The following is a 15,041-nucleotide window of genomic DNA, read 5'->3' on the forward strand; positions in this document are numbered from 1 at the left end:
ATTTCCCGAAGCCCGCGCCGCGCACCGCACGCCCGGGGGTGGCGCCGCTCGGCTCGCCGTCCTTGAGCACCGCGACCCCGTTGACGAAAACGTCGCGCACCCCGACCGAATATTGGTGCGGCGCTTCGAAGGTGGCGCGGTCGGCGATCTTGGCGGGATCGAAGATCACGACATCGGCATAATAGCCGGGCTTCAGCGCCCCGCGTTCGGCGATCCCGAGGTTGGTCGCGGGCAGGGTGGTGAGCCGGTACACCGCCTGTTCGAGCGGGATGAGCTTCTCGTCGCGGACGTAACGGCCGAGCAGCCGCGCGAAATTGCCATAGGTGCGCGGGTGCGACCCCGATTTCAGGAACACCCCCTCGGCCGATTGCGACGCGGCGTCGGACCCGAAGCTCATCCACGGCAGCTGGACCTGCTTGCGGACATTGTCCTCGGACATCAGGAAATAGACGGTGCCGACGCGCGACCCGTCCTCGACCACCAGGTCCATCGCGGTCTCCTCGGGGCTCTTCCCGCGCATCGCCGCGACTTCGGCGAGCGTCTTGCCGGTCAGCGGCTTGAGCTTGTCGCTCTTGAAGCCCGACAGGATCATCTTGTCGGCGCCCGCGCCGTAAAAGAGATTTTCCCAGTCGCTCCCCGGCTTCTGCATTTCGGCGGCGACGCGCGCGCGGGTCGCGGGGTCCTTCAGCCGCTCGATCCACGCTTCGAGTCCGCCCGCCTGCACCCAGGTCGGCATCGCGGCGTCGAGCCCGGTCGCGCCGGCGGTATAGGTGTACATGTCGGCGGTGATCCGCTGGCCCGCAGCGCGCGCCGCCTCGACTTTCTTCACGACCGAATCATATTTGCCCCAATTGTCGCGGCCCGCCATCTTGAGGTGATAGATTTCGGCGGGGGCGCCCGAACGACGCGAAATCTCGATCAGTTCGTCGACCGCTTCCTCGAGCCGGTCGCCCTCGGATCGCATATGGCTGATATACATGCCGCCGCATTTCGCGGCCTCGCTGGTCAGCGCGACCAGCTCGTCGGTTTCGGCATAGGAGCCGGGGGCATAGATGATCGAGCTGCCGACGCCGAGCGCGCCCTCGTCCATCGCCTGCCGCACGAGCGCCTGCATGCGCGCCAGCTGCTCGGGGGTCGGGTCGACATCGTCTTCGCCCAGTTCATGGATACGCACCGTCGCGGCGCCGACGAAGCTCGCGACATTGGGCGCGATGCCGCGCTTCTCCAGATACGTCAGATAATCGCCGAGGCTGGTCCACTCGATGGCATATTTGATATCGCCCTGGCGCTCGGTCTCCTGCGCCTTCATCGTCGCGTTCATCGGCCCCATCGACCAGCCTTCGCCCATCACCTCGAGCGTCACGCCCTGGCGGAGATCGCTCTGACTGCGCGGGTCGGCGATCAGCGATTCGGTCGCCCAGCTCAGCATGTTGATGAACCCCGGCGCGACCGCCATGCCGCTGGCGGACACCTCGCTGCGACCCTTGCCCTCGACCTTGCCGACCGCGACGATGCGATCGTCCTTGATCGCCACGTCGCCGGTGAGGGGGGATTTGCCCGACCCGTCGTAGATCGTGCCGCCGCGGATCACGACGTCATAGGCGGGTTCGGCGCTCGCGGCGGTCAGCGCGATCCAGCTCGCGACGAGGACGAGCGATCGTCCGATATTCTGCCTGCCCGCCATGTCCCGTCTCCTGTTCGCCGCCGAGGGCATATCCTGCCCGAGCAAGATGCACTTGGCCATGCGCATTATCGGGCTTGATCGCCGCCAGCCCGCGCGCCAAGGGTTTCGCAACAAAACCGATGGGAGGAAGCTTTGATCAAGACGCGCATTACCGAGAAGTTCGGCATCGAAACCCCGATCATCATGGGCGGCATGACCGGCGTGGGCTATGGCCCACTCGTCGCGGCCGTCGCCAATGCCGGCGCGCTCGGCTTCATCACCGCGCATATGTATCCGACCGGGCAGGCGTTGTTCGACGAGATCGAGGCGACCCGCAAGCTGACCGACAAGCCGTTCGGGGTGAACCTGACCCTGCTGCCGTCGATCAACCCCATTCCCTATGACGAATATCGCGAGGCGATCATCGCCAGCGGCATCAAGATCGTCGAAACCGCGGGCCGCGCCCCGACCGATCATCTGCCGGCCTTCAAGGACGCCGGGGTCACGGTGATCCACAAATGCACCTCGGTGCGCCACTCGGTGTCGGCGGTGAAAAAGGGCGTCGACATGATCAGCATCGACGGCTTCGAATGCGCCGGGCACCCCGGCGAGGACGATGTCGGCCTCGTCGTGCTGCTCCCCGCGACGGTCGACGCGCTGCCCGATACCCCGATCATCGCCTCGGGCGGCATGGCCGACGGGCGCAGCATCATTGCCGCGCTGGCGCTCGGCGCCGACGCGGTCAACATGGGCACGCGTTTCTGCGCGACGGTCGAGGCCGTGATCCACCAGAATGTGAAACAGCGTATCGTCGACGCGACCGAGACCGACACCGTGCTCGTCGGCCGCACCCTGCGCAACACCGCGCGCGTCGCGAAGAACGCGGTGTCGGTCGAGGTCGCCGAGATCCAGCGCGACCCGACCAAGAGTTTCGAGGATGTGAAGCATCTGATGGCGGGGGTGCGCGGGCGCGAAAATGTGTTGCGCGACGGCGACGTCGACGGCGGCATCTGGACCAGCGGCCAGAGCCAGGCGCTGATCCACGACATCCCGACCTGCGCCGAGCTGGTCGCGAATATCATGCGTCAGGCCGAGGAAGTTCGGGCGAAGATCGCGGGGTAATATTCTTCGTCATTGCGAGGAGCCGAAGGCGACGCGGCAATCCAGAGCGGTTTACGCTTGCTCTGGATTGCTTCGCTCCGCTCGCAATGACGAAGATTGATTAGGCGCCGCCGTCCTGCCAGCCGCCGCCCAGCGCGAGGAACAGCGAGACGAGGTTCGTCGCGCGGGTCTGTTCGGACTGGGCGATGCTCGCGTTGATCGATGCCAGCGTCCGCTCGGCATCGAGCACGACCTGGAAATTCTCGCGTCCCGCCTGATAGCGCAGCCGCGCGATGCGGGCGGCGTCGCCGGCCTCGGCCGCCGCGCGGCGCAGCGCTGCGAGCCGGTCGAGTTCGCCCGCATAATTGGCGAGCGCGCTTTCGCTTTCCTGCAGCGCGGTCAGCCAGGTGCCGTCGAAACTTGCGAGCGCGCCATCGGCCCCGGCTTCGGCCTGTTTCAGCCGCGACCGCGCGACCTCCATGTTCGGGAAGCTCCACGAGATCAGCGGGCCGAGCGAGAAGCGGAAGCCGTCGGACTTGCCGAGTCCCGAGATCGAGCTGGCGGTCGAGCCGACCGAGCCGCCGAGGCTGATGCTCGGGTACAGATCGGCGGTCGCGACATTGACCCGCGCCGCCGCTGCGGCGAGCTGGCGCTCGGCGCGGCGGATGTCGGGGCGACGTGCCAGCAGCGAAGCGCCGTCGCCAACGGGGATCGGGCGGTTCAATTCGGGCGGCGCCTGGCAGGCGAGCACGGCAGCGGGCGCTTCGGCGGGCGGCTTGCCGGTGAGCACCGCGAGGCGATAGAGCGCGGCGGCGCGCTGCGCGGTCAGCGTCGGGATCGTCGCACGCGTCTGTTCGAGCAGCGCACCCGCCTGTCCGGTCTCGAGCCGCGTCGCGCGGCCACCCTCGAACAGGCGGCGGGTGAGGTCGAAGGTCTGCTGCTGGATGCGCAGCGTATCCTCGGCAACCGCGATCTGGCGGTTGAACGAACAGACGTCGGTGTAAGCGCGCGTCGTTTCAGCGGCGACGGTGATGCGGGTCAGGTCGAACGCCGCCTGCACCGCATCGGCGTCGGCGCGGCTAGCGCGGATCGCGCTTTCGACGCGGCCGAACAGGTCGACCTGATAGCCGATGTCGAGCCCGACGTCATAGCTGTCGCCCTCGATCGAGCCGGCGCCGAGCGGGTTCGCCTGGCGCGCATAGGTGCCGCCGGCGCCCACCGTCGTTGTCGGCAGGCGGCCGGCGCGCGATTCGCGCAGTACCGCGCGCGCCTGCGCCAGATTGGCGGCGGCGACGCGAAGATCGGTGTTCGCCGTGAGCGCTTCACCGACGAGCTGGTCGAGCAACGGGTCGCCGAACAGGCTCCACCATGGACCCGGCGGCTGTTCGCCGCTGAAGGCGGGCGACTTGCCGGCTTCGAGGAAGGGCGCCTGCGACGGCGCCGCGGGAACCGGCGAGACATAGCGGGGGCCGACGGTACAGGCCGACAGCGCCAGCATGCTCGCGGCGGCAAGGATCAGGTTGCGGGTCATTAGCGGGTCTCCGCCGGGCTGGTGTCCGGCTGTTTCTGCTTGCGGTCGCGGCGGGCGAAGGCGGTCGCCTTGTCGCCGAGCTTGCGGCAGAGGACATAGAAGAGCGGGGTGAAGATCAGTCCGAAGATCGTCACGCCGAGCATGCCGAAGGTCACCGCGGTGCCCAGCGCCTGCCGCATCTCCTGTCCCGGGCCGCTCGCGATCGCCAGCGGCACGACGCCGAAGATGAAGGCGAAGCTGGTCATCAGGATTGGGCGGAGGCGCGAGCGTGCGGCGTGGACCGCGGCGTCGATCGTGCTCATCCCGTCCTGTTCCTCGGCCTGTTTCGCGAACTCGACGATCAGGATCGCATTCTTCGCGGCGAGCGCGATGAGCACGACCAGACCGACCTGCGTCAGGATATTATTGTCCATCCCGCGCAGGTTGACGCCGAGCATCGCCGCGAGGATGCACATCGGTACGATCAGGATCACCGCGAGCGGTAGCGGCAGCGATTCATATTGCGCCGCGAGCACGAGGAAGACGAACACCACCGCGAGGCCGAAGATCAGCACCGCGCCGCCGCCCGCCGCCTTTTCCTGATAGGCGAGGCCGGTCCATTCATAGGCGAAGCCCGACGGCAACGTCTTGTCGGCAAGCCCCTCCATCGCGGCGAGCGCCGCACCCGACGACACGCCCGGCGCCGCCTGTCCCTGCAGTTCGACCGCGGGGAACAGGTTATAGCGCACGACGCGCGTCGGGCCGCTGTCGTCGCGGAAGGTCGCGACCGACGACAGGGGCACCATCTCGCCCGAGGTCGAGCGCACCTGCAGCCGTCCGACATCCTCGATGCTGGCGCGCGAGGTCGGTTCGGCCTGCGCGGTCACGCGGAAGGTGCGGCCGAGGAAGTTGAAGTCGTTGACGTATGTCGACGCCAGATAGGTACCGAGCGCGGCATAGACCTGGCTCGGATCGACGCCCAGGATCTGCGCCTTGTCGCGGTCGACATCGGCGAAGATGCGTGGGCTTCCGGTGTTGAACAGCGAGAAGACCTGCTGCACATCCTTCATCTGCGCCGCGCCGCCCATCATGGCGCCGGTGGCCTGTTCGAGCTCCTTGTAGCTTTCGCCGCTGCGGGCCTGGATCATCATCGTGAAGCCGTTGCCGTTGCCCAGCCCCTGCACCGCGGGCGGTGCGATGACGAAGGCGTTGGCTTCGGGCAGGGCATTGGCGAGCACGCCCGACAGCTGCTGCGACAATGCGGTCGCGGACAGCTTGCTGCCGCGCTCGCCCCAGTCGGTCAGGCGGATGAACATCGTGCCGGCGTTCGACGCGGTCGAGAAACTCGATCCGTCGAGGCCCGAGAAGGTCGCGATGCTGGCGACGCCGCCCACTTTCTTCACTTCCTGCTGGGCGCGGGCGAGGACTTCGCTGGTGCGGTCGAGCGACGCGCCCGGCGGCAGCTGGACGACGCCGATCAGCACGCCCTGGTCCTGGTCGGGAATGAAGCCTGTCGGCGTGTCGGCGAGGCGCCAGCCGGTCGCCGCGAGCAGCACGGCATAGATGGCGAGCATCAATCCGCCCTTGCGCACCAGCGTGGCGGTGGTGCGGCCATAGCGGTCGGACAATTTGTCGAAGCCGCTGTTGAATTTGTCCGCCGCGCGGCGGACCACGCGCATCAGCTTGTTCTTCGGCTCCTCATGATGCGCCTCGTGCGGCTTGAGCAGCAGCGCCGCCATCGCGGGCGAGAGGGTGAGCGAGGTGAGCAGCGAAAACACCGTCGCCGCCGCGATCGTCACCGCGAACTGCTGATAGAAGATGCCGGGGATGCCGGGGACGAAAGCGGTCGGCACGAACACCGCGACGAGCACGAGGCCGATCGCGATCAGCGCGCCCGACACTTCCTCCATCGTCCGGTGCGCGGCTTCGCGCGGACTGAGGCCTTCGCGGATATGCTTTTCGACCGCCTCGACGACGACGATCGCGTCGTCGACGACGATCCCGACCGCGAGCACCAGTGCGAAGAGCGACAGCGAGTTGATCGAGAAACCGAGCGCGAGCTGGACCGCGAAGGTGCCGACGAGCGCCACCGGGATCGCGACGATCGGGATGATCGCGGCGCGCCAGGTCTGCAGGAAGACGAGCACGACGAGCACGACGAGGAAGATCGCCTCGACGAGCGTTTCCTGCACCGCGGTCACCGACGCCTGAACATATTCGGTCGGGTTGAAGGGGATTTCATATTCGAGTCCCGGGGGGAAGTCGGCCGAGGCCTTCTTCACTTCCTCGAGCACGAGGTTCGCGGCGTTGAGCGCATTGGCACCCGGCTGCTGGATCACCGCCATGCCGACGCCTTCGCGGCCGTTGAACACGCCGCGCACGCCATAATCCTGCGCGCCGAGCTCGACGCGCGCGACATCCTTCAGCCGCGTGATCGCGCCGTTCGTCGTGTCGGTCTTGATCACGACATTGGCGAACTGGTCGGGGGTGACGAGGCGGCCCGGGACTTCGACGGGCAGTTCGAACGCCGGATTGCCCTTGCCATAGGGCGGGGCGCCGACCGAACCGCCGGCGACCTGGACATTCTGGCTTTGCAGCGCGGCGACGATTTCGGGCGCGGTCAGGTTGCGCGCCGCGGCCTTGTCGGGGTCGATCCACACGCGCATCGAATAATAGCCGCCGCCGAAGATCTGGACGCCGCCGACGCCTTCGAGGCGGAGCAGGCGGTCGCGCAGCGTCGAATTGGCGTAGTTGCCGACATAGTCGGTGTCGATCGCCGGATCGGTCGAGGTCAGCGCGACGATCATCAGGAAGCCCGATTCCTGCTTGTTCACCTGCACGCCGATCTGGCGCACCTGTTCGGGCAGGCGCGGCTCGGCGAGCGCGACGCGGTTCTGGACCAGCACCTGCGCGGCATCGAGGTCGGTGCCGGGTTCGAAAGTCACGGTGATCTGCGCGGCGCCCTGCGTCGAGCTGCTCTGGATATAGAGCATATTCTCGACGCCGTTGATCTCCTGCTCCAGCGTCGAGGCGACCGTTTCGGCGATCGTTTCGGACGAGGCACCGGGATAGGCGGCGGTGATGCTGATCGTCGGCGGCGCGATCTCCGGATATTGGGCGAGCGGAAGCTGCGGATAGGCGAAGGCGCCGATCAGCGTGATGAAGATCGCGATGACCGCCGCGAAGATCGGGCGGTCGACGAAGAAGCGGCTGATATTCACTTGCTGTTCGCCCCGCCCTTCGCGGCGGGCGCGACCTTGGCCGTCAGCACCTTGCCGTCAGCCGCGATCGTCCCGGCCTGCACCTTGGCGGGCTGGCCCGGCCGCGCGCGCTGGAGGCCGCCGACGATGATGCGGTCCTTCGCGGTGACGCCGGTCTTGATCACGCGCAGCCCGTCGACGACAGGGCCGAGGGTGACCGGGCGGGCCTGCACGACATCCTTGGGGCCGATGACGTAAACGACGCGGCGCGCGCCGTCGGTGACGATCGCGGTGTCGGGCAGCAGGAAGGCCGGACGCGGCGCCGAGGCGGCGAGCTGGAGCTGGCCGAACAGGCCGGGGCGCAGCTTGCCGTCGGGGTTCTGGACGACCGCGCGGACGGCGATCGTGCCCGATCCGTTCGACAGTGCGTTGTCGACAAAATCGATGCGGCCGTTGATGGCGTAATCGTCGGCGCCCTGCAGCTTGATGCGCACCGGCGCATTCTGCAGCGTGTCGCCGCGACGCTCATATTCGAGCAGGCTCGCCTCCGATCCCTGGAAGCTGAAATGGATGGGGCTGGTCGACACGATGGTGGTCAGGATCGTCTGGTCGGCGATCACCGAATTGCCCGGATCGACCAGGCGCTGCGACACGCGGCCCGAAATCGGCGCGGTGACGCGGGTAAAGCCGACGTTGAGCGCCGAGGCGCGAATCGCGGCATTGGCGGCGGCGACATCGGCCTCGCCGGTGCGGACGGCGGAGCGGCGCTGCTCGACTTCTTCCTGGCTCGCCGCCTGCGATGCGGCGAGCGTCGTCGACCGCGCGAGTTCGGTGCGGGCGTTGGCGAGGGTCGCCTGCGCGCGGGCAAGCTGGGCACGGGCCTGGTCGAGCGCGGCCTGGCTCGGGCGCGCGTCGATGGTGAACAGCAATTGCCCGGCGCGGACATATTGGCCGTCGGTGAAATGGGCGCGCTGCAGATAGCCCGAGGCGCGGGGCCGGACCTCGACGCTGTCGACCGCTTCGAAGCGGCCGACATAATCGTCCCATTCGGTCACTTCGCGGACCAGCGGCGCGGCGGCGGTCACGGGGAGCTGGGGCGGGCCGCCCTGAGCGTCGTCGGCGCCCGAACAGGCGGCGAGAGTCAGCGACAGCAGAATCGAAAGCGCGAGGGAAAGGCGCAAGGTCATGGCTCGTATCTTTTCTTTTTTTCAGGGCGGTCCGGCATCGCGCGGCAGGGAGGGGGGAGGCGCCACGCGATGCCAGACTTTGCCGACTAATCTGCGTTGGCGGCTAAGTCAACAGGTGTTGATTTAATTCTCAGCGTCGATAAGAAAGAATCATGGAGAGAGATATCATCATCAGGAAACGCGACGCGGTCGCCACCCGCGCGACGATTCTCGCTGCGGCGCACCAACGCTTTTTGCGCGAAAGTTATGACAGCGTCGGATTGCGCGACATCGCCGGCGACGCAAAGGTCGATGTCGCGCTGATCAGCCGTTATTTCGGCGGCAAGGAGGGGCTGTTCCGCGAGGTCGTCGCCGACGAAGAAAAGCCCAGGATATTTTTCGAGCCGAAAAGCGTCGCCGAACTCCCCGGCTTCCTCGCGCAGCTTGTCGTCGAGGACGCCGGCGAGGACCTGCAGAAGCGGATGGAGATGTTCATCATCATGCTCCGTTCGGCCTCGTCGCCCAAGGCGGGCGAAATCATCCGCGAGTTCGTCCATCGCGATGTCCTCGACCCGCTCACCGAGCTCATCGGCGGCGAGCAGGGCGAATTGCGCGCGAACATGCTGCTCGCGATCCTGATGGGGATCGGGGTGCTGCGCACGATCATGATGGTCGACGGCTTTACCGGCGACGACGACGATGTCGCCGAATGCGCCGAACGCTTCCGCTGCCTGTTCGCGGCGGCGCTGACCTGCTGAGCGTTCCACCGCGCGCATCAATGAAAATCCCGCGACTTGGGCAGGATGCGGACATCGCGCGGATGGCCATGTCGAAGCCCGCGCGGTTGCTGCGGATGCGCGACCTCGTCGGCGCGGCATAGCTCGGGCTCGAAATGCCGGTCGCTGGCCAGCGTGTCGAGCAGCGCGGTGCGATCGACGATGCGGTTCGCCATCAGATGAACGACTCCCTCCTTGCTCCGCTGTACCTCGCCCGCAACCTCCATCAACCGCGACGCCATGACGGCACGGCGATAGCGCTCGAACTGGCGCGCCCAGAGCAGGACGTTGACGATCCCCCCCTCATCCTCGAGCGTGATGAAGATCGCATTGCCCTTGCCGGGGCGCTGGCGGATCAGAACGACGCCGGCGGTGCGGACGAGCGCGCCATTTTTCGCCGCCGCGATCCCCGCCGCGCTCAACACCCCCTCGCGCTCGAAATCGGGGCGCAGGAAAGCCATTGGATGCCCCTTCAGCGACAGCCGCGTCGTCTGGTAATCGGTGAGCACCTGTTCAACCATCGGCGTTGGCGGCAGCTGCGCGTCATCCTCGGCGCCGAGCTCGTCGGCTTCGGCGGCGCCGAACAAGGGCAACACCCCCTGCCGCACCCGCCGTGCATCCCACAGCGCGGGGCGCCGTTCGAGCCCCATCGAATTGCATGCATCCGCCTCGGCCAGCAGGCGCAGCGCGCGCGATGGGAGCGCGGCGCGGCGGGCAAGTTCCTCGACCGAGGCGAAGGGGGCGGTGCGGGCACCGACGATCTGCTCCGCCCACGCCTCGCGAAATCCGTCGACCTGCCGAAAGCCGAGGCGCAGCGCGAGGCTGCCATCATCGCGCCGTTCGAGGCTGTTGTCCCAGGTGCTGAAATTGACATCGACCGCGCGCACCTCGACCCCATGCTCGCGCGCATCGCGCACCAGCTGCGCGGGGGCATAGAAGCCCATCGGCTGCGAATTGAGGATGCCGCAGGCGAAGACGGCGGGGTGATAATGCTTGATCCATGACGAGACATAGACGAGCCGCGCGAAGGATTGGGCATGGCTTTCGGGGAAACCATAGCTGCCAAAACCCTCGATCTGCTTGAAACAGCGCTCGGCGAAATCCTGCGTATAGCCCCGCCGCACCATGCCGCCGATCATCTTCTCACGGAAATTCTCGATGGTGCCGACATTGCGGAAGGTCGCCATGGCGCGCCGCAGGCCGTTCGCTTCTTCGGGGGAAAAGTCGGCCGCGACCATCGCCAGCTTCATCGCCTGCTCCTGAAACAGCGGAACGCCGAAGGTCTTGCCGAGGACGTCGTGTAGTTCATCGGGCGGATGTGGCGGTGCCGGTTCCGGAAATTCGACCGGCTCCTCGCCGCACCGCCGCCGCAGATAGGGATGGACCATGTCGCCTTCGATCGGCCCCGGGCGCACGATCGCGACCTGCACGACCAGGTCATAGAAGACTTCGGGGCGGAGGCGCGGCAGCATGTTGATCTGCGCGCGGCTTTCGACCTGAAAGACGCCGATGCTGTCGCCCTTGCACAGCATGCCATAGACTTCCGGGTCGTCGCAATCGATGTCGACCTCGAGCGTGTGGTCGCCGAGACCATGCTCGCGCATCAGGTCGAAGCATTTGCGGATGCAGGTCAGCATACCGAGCGCGAGCACGTCGACCTTCATCAGCCCGAGTGCGTCGATATCGTCCTTGTCCCATTCGATGAAGGTGCGGTCCTCCATCGCGGCATTGTGGATCGGCACCAGCTCGTCGAGCCGCCCTTCGGTCAGCACGAAACCGCCGACATGCTGCGACAGGTGGCGCGGGGCCTTCAGTAGCTCGCCGACAAAGCGGTGCAGCCGCTCGATCTCGCCATTATGCGGATTGAGCCCGGCTTCGGCGAGCCGTTCGACCGGCACCTCGTCGCCCCAGCTGCCCCAGCTGGTATCGGCGAGCCGCGCGGTGACGTCTTCGCTGAGCCCCAACGCCTTACCGACCTCGCGGATCGTGCTGCGCGGGCGGTAATGGATGACGGTCGCGGCGATCGCGGCGCGATCGCGCGTATAGCGGTCATAGATATATTGGATGACCTCTTCGCGCCGTTCATGCTCGAAATCGACGTCGATATCGGGGGGCTCGTCGCGTTCGGCCGAAACGAAGCGCGAGAAGAGCAGGTCGTGCTTCATCGGATCGACCGAAGTGACGCCGAGCAGGAAGCAGACGATCGAATTGGCGGCCGACCCACGGCCTTGGCAAAGGATCGGAGGCTCTTTTTTGCGTGCGAAGCGGACGAGGTCGTGGACGGTCAGGAAATAATAGACGTAACTCCGCCTTCGGATCAGCCGCAATTCATTGCCGACAAGTGCGCGGACCTTGGGGGGAAGAGGCGTGCCGTACCGCTTCTTCGCCGCGCTCGTCACCAGATGGTGGAGATAGGGAAAGGGCTTCCAGCCGGGCGGCACCGGCTCGTGCGGATATTCGTAGCGCAGATCTTCAAGGTCGAATCGGATGCGACCCAGCAGTTTGGCGCTTTGCTCGATCGCTTTGTGATAGCCGCCGAACAGCCGCTTCATTTCGACGGGCGCTTTGAGATGGCGCTCACCATTGGCGCGGAGCAGCTTGCCCGCCTTCTGGAGGGTCACGCCTTCGCGGATGCAGGTAACGATGTCGTGAAGCGGGCGTTGCGCGGCGGTAGCGTAAAGCGCGTCATTGGTTGCGAGCAGCGGAACACCGGTCGCTACCGATAGCCGCTGGAGTTCGGCCAAGCGGCGCGCGTCGGCGCCCGATTGGGGCATCGCCGCCGCCAGCCACAGCGACTTGGGTCGCTTGCGCTTGAGCGTACGGAGCAGTGCTTCGTCACCCTCCATCGCGATCAGCAGCAGATCGTCGCACTGCTCCAGCAGATCGTCCAGATAGAGGGTGCAGTCGCCTTTTTGTGCGCGCAGATTGCCGGTCGATAGCAGCCGCGTCAGCCGGCCCCAGCCGTGGCGGCTGACCGGATAGGCGACGATATCGGGGGTGCCGTCGGCGAAGACGAGGCGTGCACCGACGGCCAGCTTAAAATCCCGCGCCTTGGCGTCTCCTTTGACCCGCAACTCCTTCAGGAACGCCCAAGCCCGCACCACTCCCGCGACACTGTTGCGGTCGGCGATACCGATGCCGGGCATGCCGAGATTGAGCGCGCGCGCGACCATGTCGGCGGGGTGCGACGCGCCGCGCAGGAAGCTGTAGTTGGTCGCCGCGACCAGCTCGGCAAAGGCGGGTGTCTCGCTCATGCGAACACCCCGTGGATATACCAGAGCGGATGCTCCTTCTCTTCGTACAGCCCGTGACGGAACAGCCAGAAGCGGCGGCCTTGGGCATCCTCGACGCGGTAATAGTCGCGGGTCAGCCCGGCGTTGTCGCGGCGGCGCCACCATTCGGCGGCGATGCGTTCGGGGCCTTCGTAGCGGCGCACCGCATGCGCCTGCCGTCGCCAGCGGAACTGGTGCGGCGGGCCGTCGGGGACCTCGGCGATCACCTCGATCGGCTGCGGCGGGTCGAACAGGTGGAAGGGCCGCGTCGGCGGCTCGCCGGGTTCGGGCGCCTGCCAGGGCTCGGGCGACGGCGCGTCGATCGCGGGCAGCGCGAGCTGCGCCTGTTCGGGGATATGGGTGTCGGCGGCGATCAGGCGCCGGACGCGGACGCGGCCCAGCCGCGTCGTCATCCGGTCGACGAGTTCGTCCATCTTCGCATCGCGCACCGCGCCGCCTTCGAGCTTCAATTGCGTCGCGCCCATCGCCTCGAGCCGCGGCACCGCGAGACGGATCATGTCGAAACCGAAACCGGGGTCGAGCGGGTCGGCGAGGCTGTCCATCCGCTCGGCGAACAGGCGCATCACCAGTGCGGTGTCGCGCGTTGGATGCCCGGTCTCGATCGCGATGGCGCGCGCGAGTCCGTCGCTGCGAAAAAAAGTCGCGCGGAAATGGCGCCCACCCTTGCCGCGCTCGCCCAGACCCTTCATCGCCTCGTCCACCAGCTCGGCCAGCACTTTGGTCGCATGCGCGCTGCTGCCGAGCGGTTCGGCGAAGCGGCGTTCGGTCGCGACCGGCGGCGGCGCGATACGCGGGTCGAGCGGGCTCGGCGCGTCGCCGAGGATGCGGCGCAGCGCATTCGCGGCCTCGGCGTCAAAACGCGCGGCGATATTCGCCATCGGGCGGCTCGCGAGGTCGCCGATCGTCTTGAGCCCGGCGCGGATCAGCGCGGTCGTCGCCTCGGCTTCGAGTTCGAGCGCCGCGACGGGCAGGCGCCGCACCGCCTGATCCTCGTCGGGGGCGGGGCGCGTCTGGTAGCGCGCGAGCGCGCGCGCCGCGTCGGCGGTCGGGCCGAGCGCGGGGCGGACACTCATGCCGAGGCGTGACAGACGCATTTCCAGATCGTCGATTAGTTCGGCCTCACCGCCGAACAGATGCTCGGCCCCGGCGATGTCGAGGATCAGCCCGTCGGGGGCGTCGATCGCCACGAGCGGGGTATAGCGATTGCAGCCGAGCGCGAGCCGGTCGAGCCAGGCGGCATCGGCGACCGGGTCGTGGGCGATGACCAGCAGGTCGGGCGCGCGCGCGCGCGCGTCGGCGAGCGGCATGCCGGGGGCGAGCCCGACCGCCTGCGCTGCGCGGTCGAGGCTCGCAAGGCGGAGCGCACCGCGCGCCTTCTCGGCGAAGACGAGCGGGGCGTCAGGCGGCAGCGGCGCCGAGCGAAGCCATCGCTCGGCGGGCAGCCAAGGGAAGAACAGCGCCAGATAGCGCCGCTTCGCCAAAGGCTTGTTCATCATGATGCCATTCCATTTGCCAGCGTCCGCCGGCGGCGCCGCCGCGCCAGCGCAGCAGTTCGAGGTCGAAGGCGGGAGCGCCCGGCGCATGGGCTTCCAGTTCGCGCGACGGCGCGGCGGCGACGCTCCAGCGCGTTTCGGCGACGCTTGCGCTGGGGACCGCGTTCAGCCGCAGCATCAGCAATGTGGTTCCCGCATCGCGCGCGCCGAGCGCGAGCCGCCGCTCCGCGGTCAGGTCGAGCAGCGGGAATTTGCCCCAGCTTTCGACGATCACCGCCGCCGATCCGGCGCAGCGGATCGCATCATTGGCGCAGGCGAGCAACAATTTGGGATCGGGCGCCTCAATCAGCAGCAGCCGGTCGGGATCGCCGCCAAGTTCGGCGATGCCGGGCGCATAGAGTTGCCCGCCGCGCCGGCCCGCATCGGCGGTGCGCAGCCAGACCAGTGGCGCCGGGCCGGGCAGGCGCAGCGCGAGCAGCGCGGCGAAGGCGGCGGCGCTGGTCGCGTCGAGTGCGTCGGCGGCGAAGAATTCATGCACGCGGCCCGTCGCGAGCCCGCCGCCGAGCGCGGCGTCGAAGTCCGCATGCCCGCTCGCCAGCCGCCCCGCGATTGGCCCACGCGGTTCGGCCTCGCCGGTGATCCGGGCGAGACGCCGACGCAGGCCGGCGATATGTGGGTGCGACTCGTGGGGCATGATGTTCCTGATTTGTTCTATTAGCGCTTTTGGGGCAGCGCTTGTCAAGACGAGTCAGGGTTTGTGATTTCCATCGTCATTGCGAGGAGCCGAAGGCGACGCGGCAATCCAGGGCGTGCGTAAACCGCTCTGGATTGCTTCGCTT

At 67.5% G+C, this 15,041-nt stretch carries 8 protein-coding genes and 1 pseudogene; 2 read left to right on the plus strand and 7 right to left on the minus strand.

The window, feature by feature from the left end; genetic code table 11:
• A pseudogene (locus tag ASD67_RS23900) lies at positions 1-1,750 on the minus strand (N-acyl-D-amino-acid deacylase family protein); the annotation flags it as partial.
• Positions 1,751-1,816: 66 nt separating this feature from the next.
• Between ASD67_RS23900 and ASD67_RS01420 the strand changes: the two are divergent.
• Positions 1,817-2,785 carry an NAD(P)H-dependent flavin oxidoreductase gene (locus ASD67_RS01420; protein ID WP_056342164.1) on the plus strand — a complete coding sequence of 323 codons (969 nt, stop codon included), beginning with the start codon at positions 1,817-1,819 and terminating at the stop codon, positions 2,783-2,785.
• Between the two features lie 100 nt (positions 2,786-2,885).
• Here the strand turns inward: ASD67_RS01420 and ASD67_RS01425 are convergent, their stop codons facing one another.
• Genes ASD67_RS01425 through ASD67_RS01435 form a run of 3 tightly spaced genes read right to left on the minus strand, consistent with a single transcriptional unit; the run spans position 2,886 to position 8,661 of the window.
• Positions 2,886-4,295, minus strand: a complete 1,410-nt coding sequence (locus ASD67_RS01425) for an efflux transporter outer membrane subunit (protein WP_056342166.1) — start codon at positions 4,293-4,295, stop codon at positions 2,886-2,888.
• A complete protein-coding gene (locus ASD67_RS01430) occupies positions 4,295-7,495 on the minus strand; it encodes an efflux RND transporter permease subunit (protein ID WP_056342169.1) in 3,201 nt (1,066 codons plus the stop codon). Before ASD67_RS01430 ends, ASD67_RS01425 begins: the two co-directional genes overlap by 1 nt.
• Positions 7,492-8,661: an efflux RND transporter periplasmic adaptor subunit gene (locus ASD67_RS01435; protein ID WP_056342171.1), complete on the minus strand. Its 1,170-nt coding sequence runs from the start codon at positions 8,659-8,661 to the stop codon at positions 7,492-7,494. The genes ASD67_RS01430 and ASD67_RS01435 overlap by 4 nt, the downstream gene beginning before the upstream one ends.
• Positions 8,662-8,813: 152 nt before the next feature.
• On the opposite strand from ASD67_RS01435, the gene ASD67_RS01440 reads away from it, so the two are divergent.
• Positions 8,814-9,398, plus strand: coding sequence for a TetR/AcrR family transcriptional regulator (locus ASD67_RS01440; RefSeq protein ID WP_056342174.1), 585 nt, complete (start codon positions 8,814-8,816; stop codon positions 9,396-9,398).
• A gap of 17 nt (positions 9,399-9,415) precedes the next feature.
• Here ASD67_RS01440 and ASD67_RS01445 read toward each other — a convergent pair whose 3' ends face one another.
• Genes ASD67_RS01445 through ASD67_RS01455 form a run of 3 tightly spaced genes read right to left on the minus strand, consistent with a single transcriptional unit; the run spans position 9,416 to position 14,896 of the window.
• The gene (locus ASD67_RS01445) at positions 9,416-12,670 is read right to left on the minus strand and encodes an error-prone DNA polymerase (protein WP_056342176.1); all 3,255 of its coding nucleotides are present in this window, start codon (positions 12,668-12,670) and stop codon (positions 9,416-9,418) included.
• Positions 12,667-14,205 (minus strand): Y-family DNA polymerase, encoded by a 1,539-nt coding sequence (locus ASD67_RS01450; RefSeq protein ID WP_443028001.1) that lies wholly within the window; start codon positions 14,203-14,205, stop codon positions 12,667-12,669. The genes ASD67_RS01445 and ASD67_RS01450 overlap by 4 nt, the downstream gene beginning before the upstream one ends.
• Entirely contained in the window at positions 14,108-14,896 is a 789-nt protein-coding gene (locus ASD67_RS01455; protein ID WP_056342179.1) for an ImuA family protein, read from the minus strand. The genes ASD67_RS01450 and ASD67_RS01455 overlap by 98 nt, the downstream gene beginning before the upstream one ends.
• Positions 14,897-15,041: the final 145 nt, after the last annotated feature.

This window comes from Sphingopyxis sp. Root1497 (assembly GCF_001427085.1).
GTDB lineage: Bacteria > Pseudomonadota > Alphaproteobacteria > Sphingomonadales > Sphingomonadaceae > Sphingopyxis.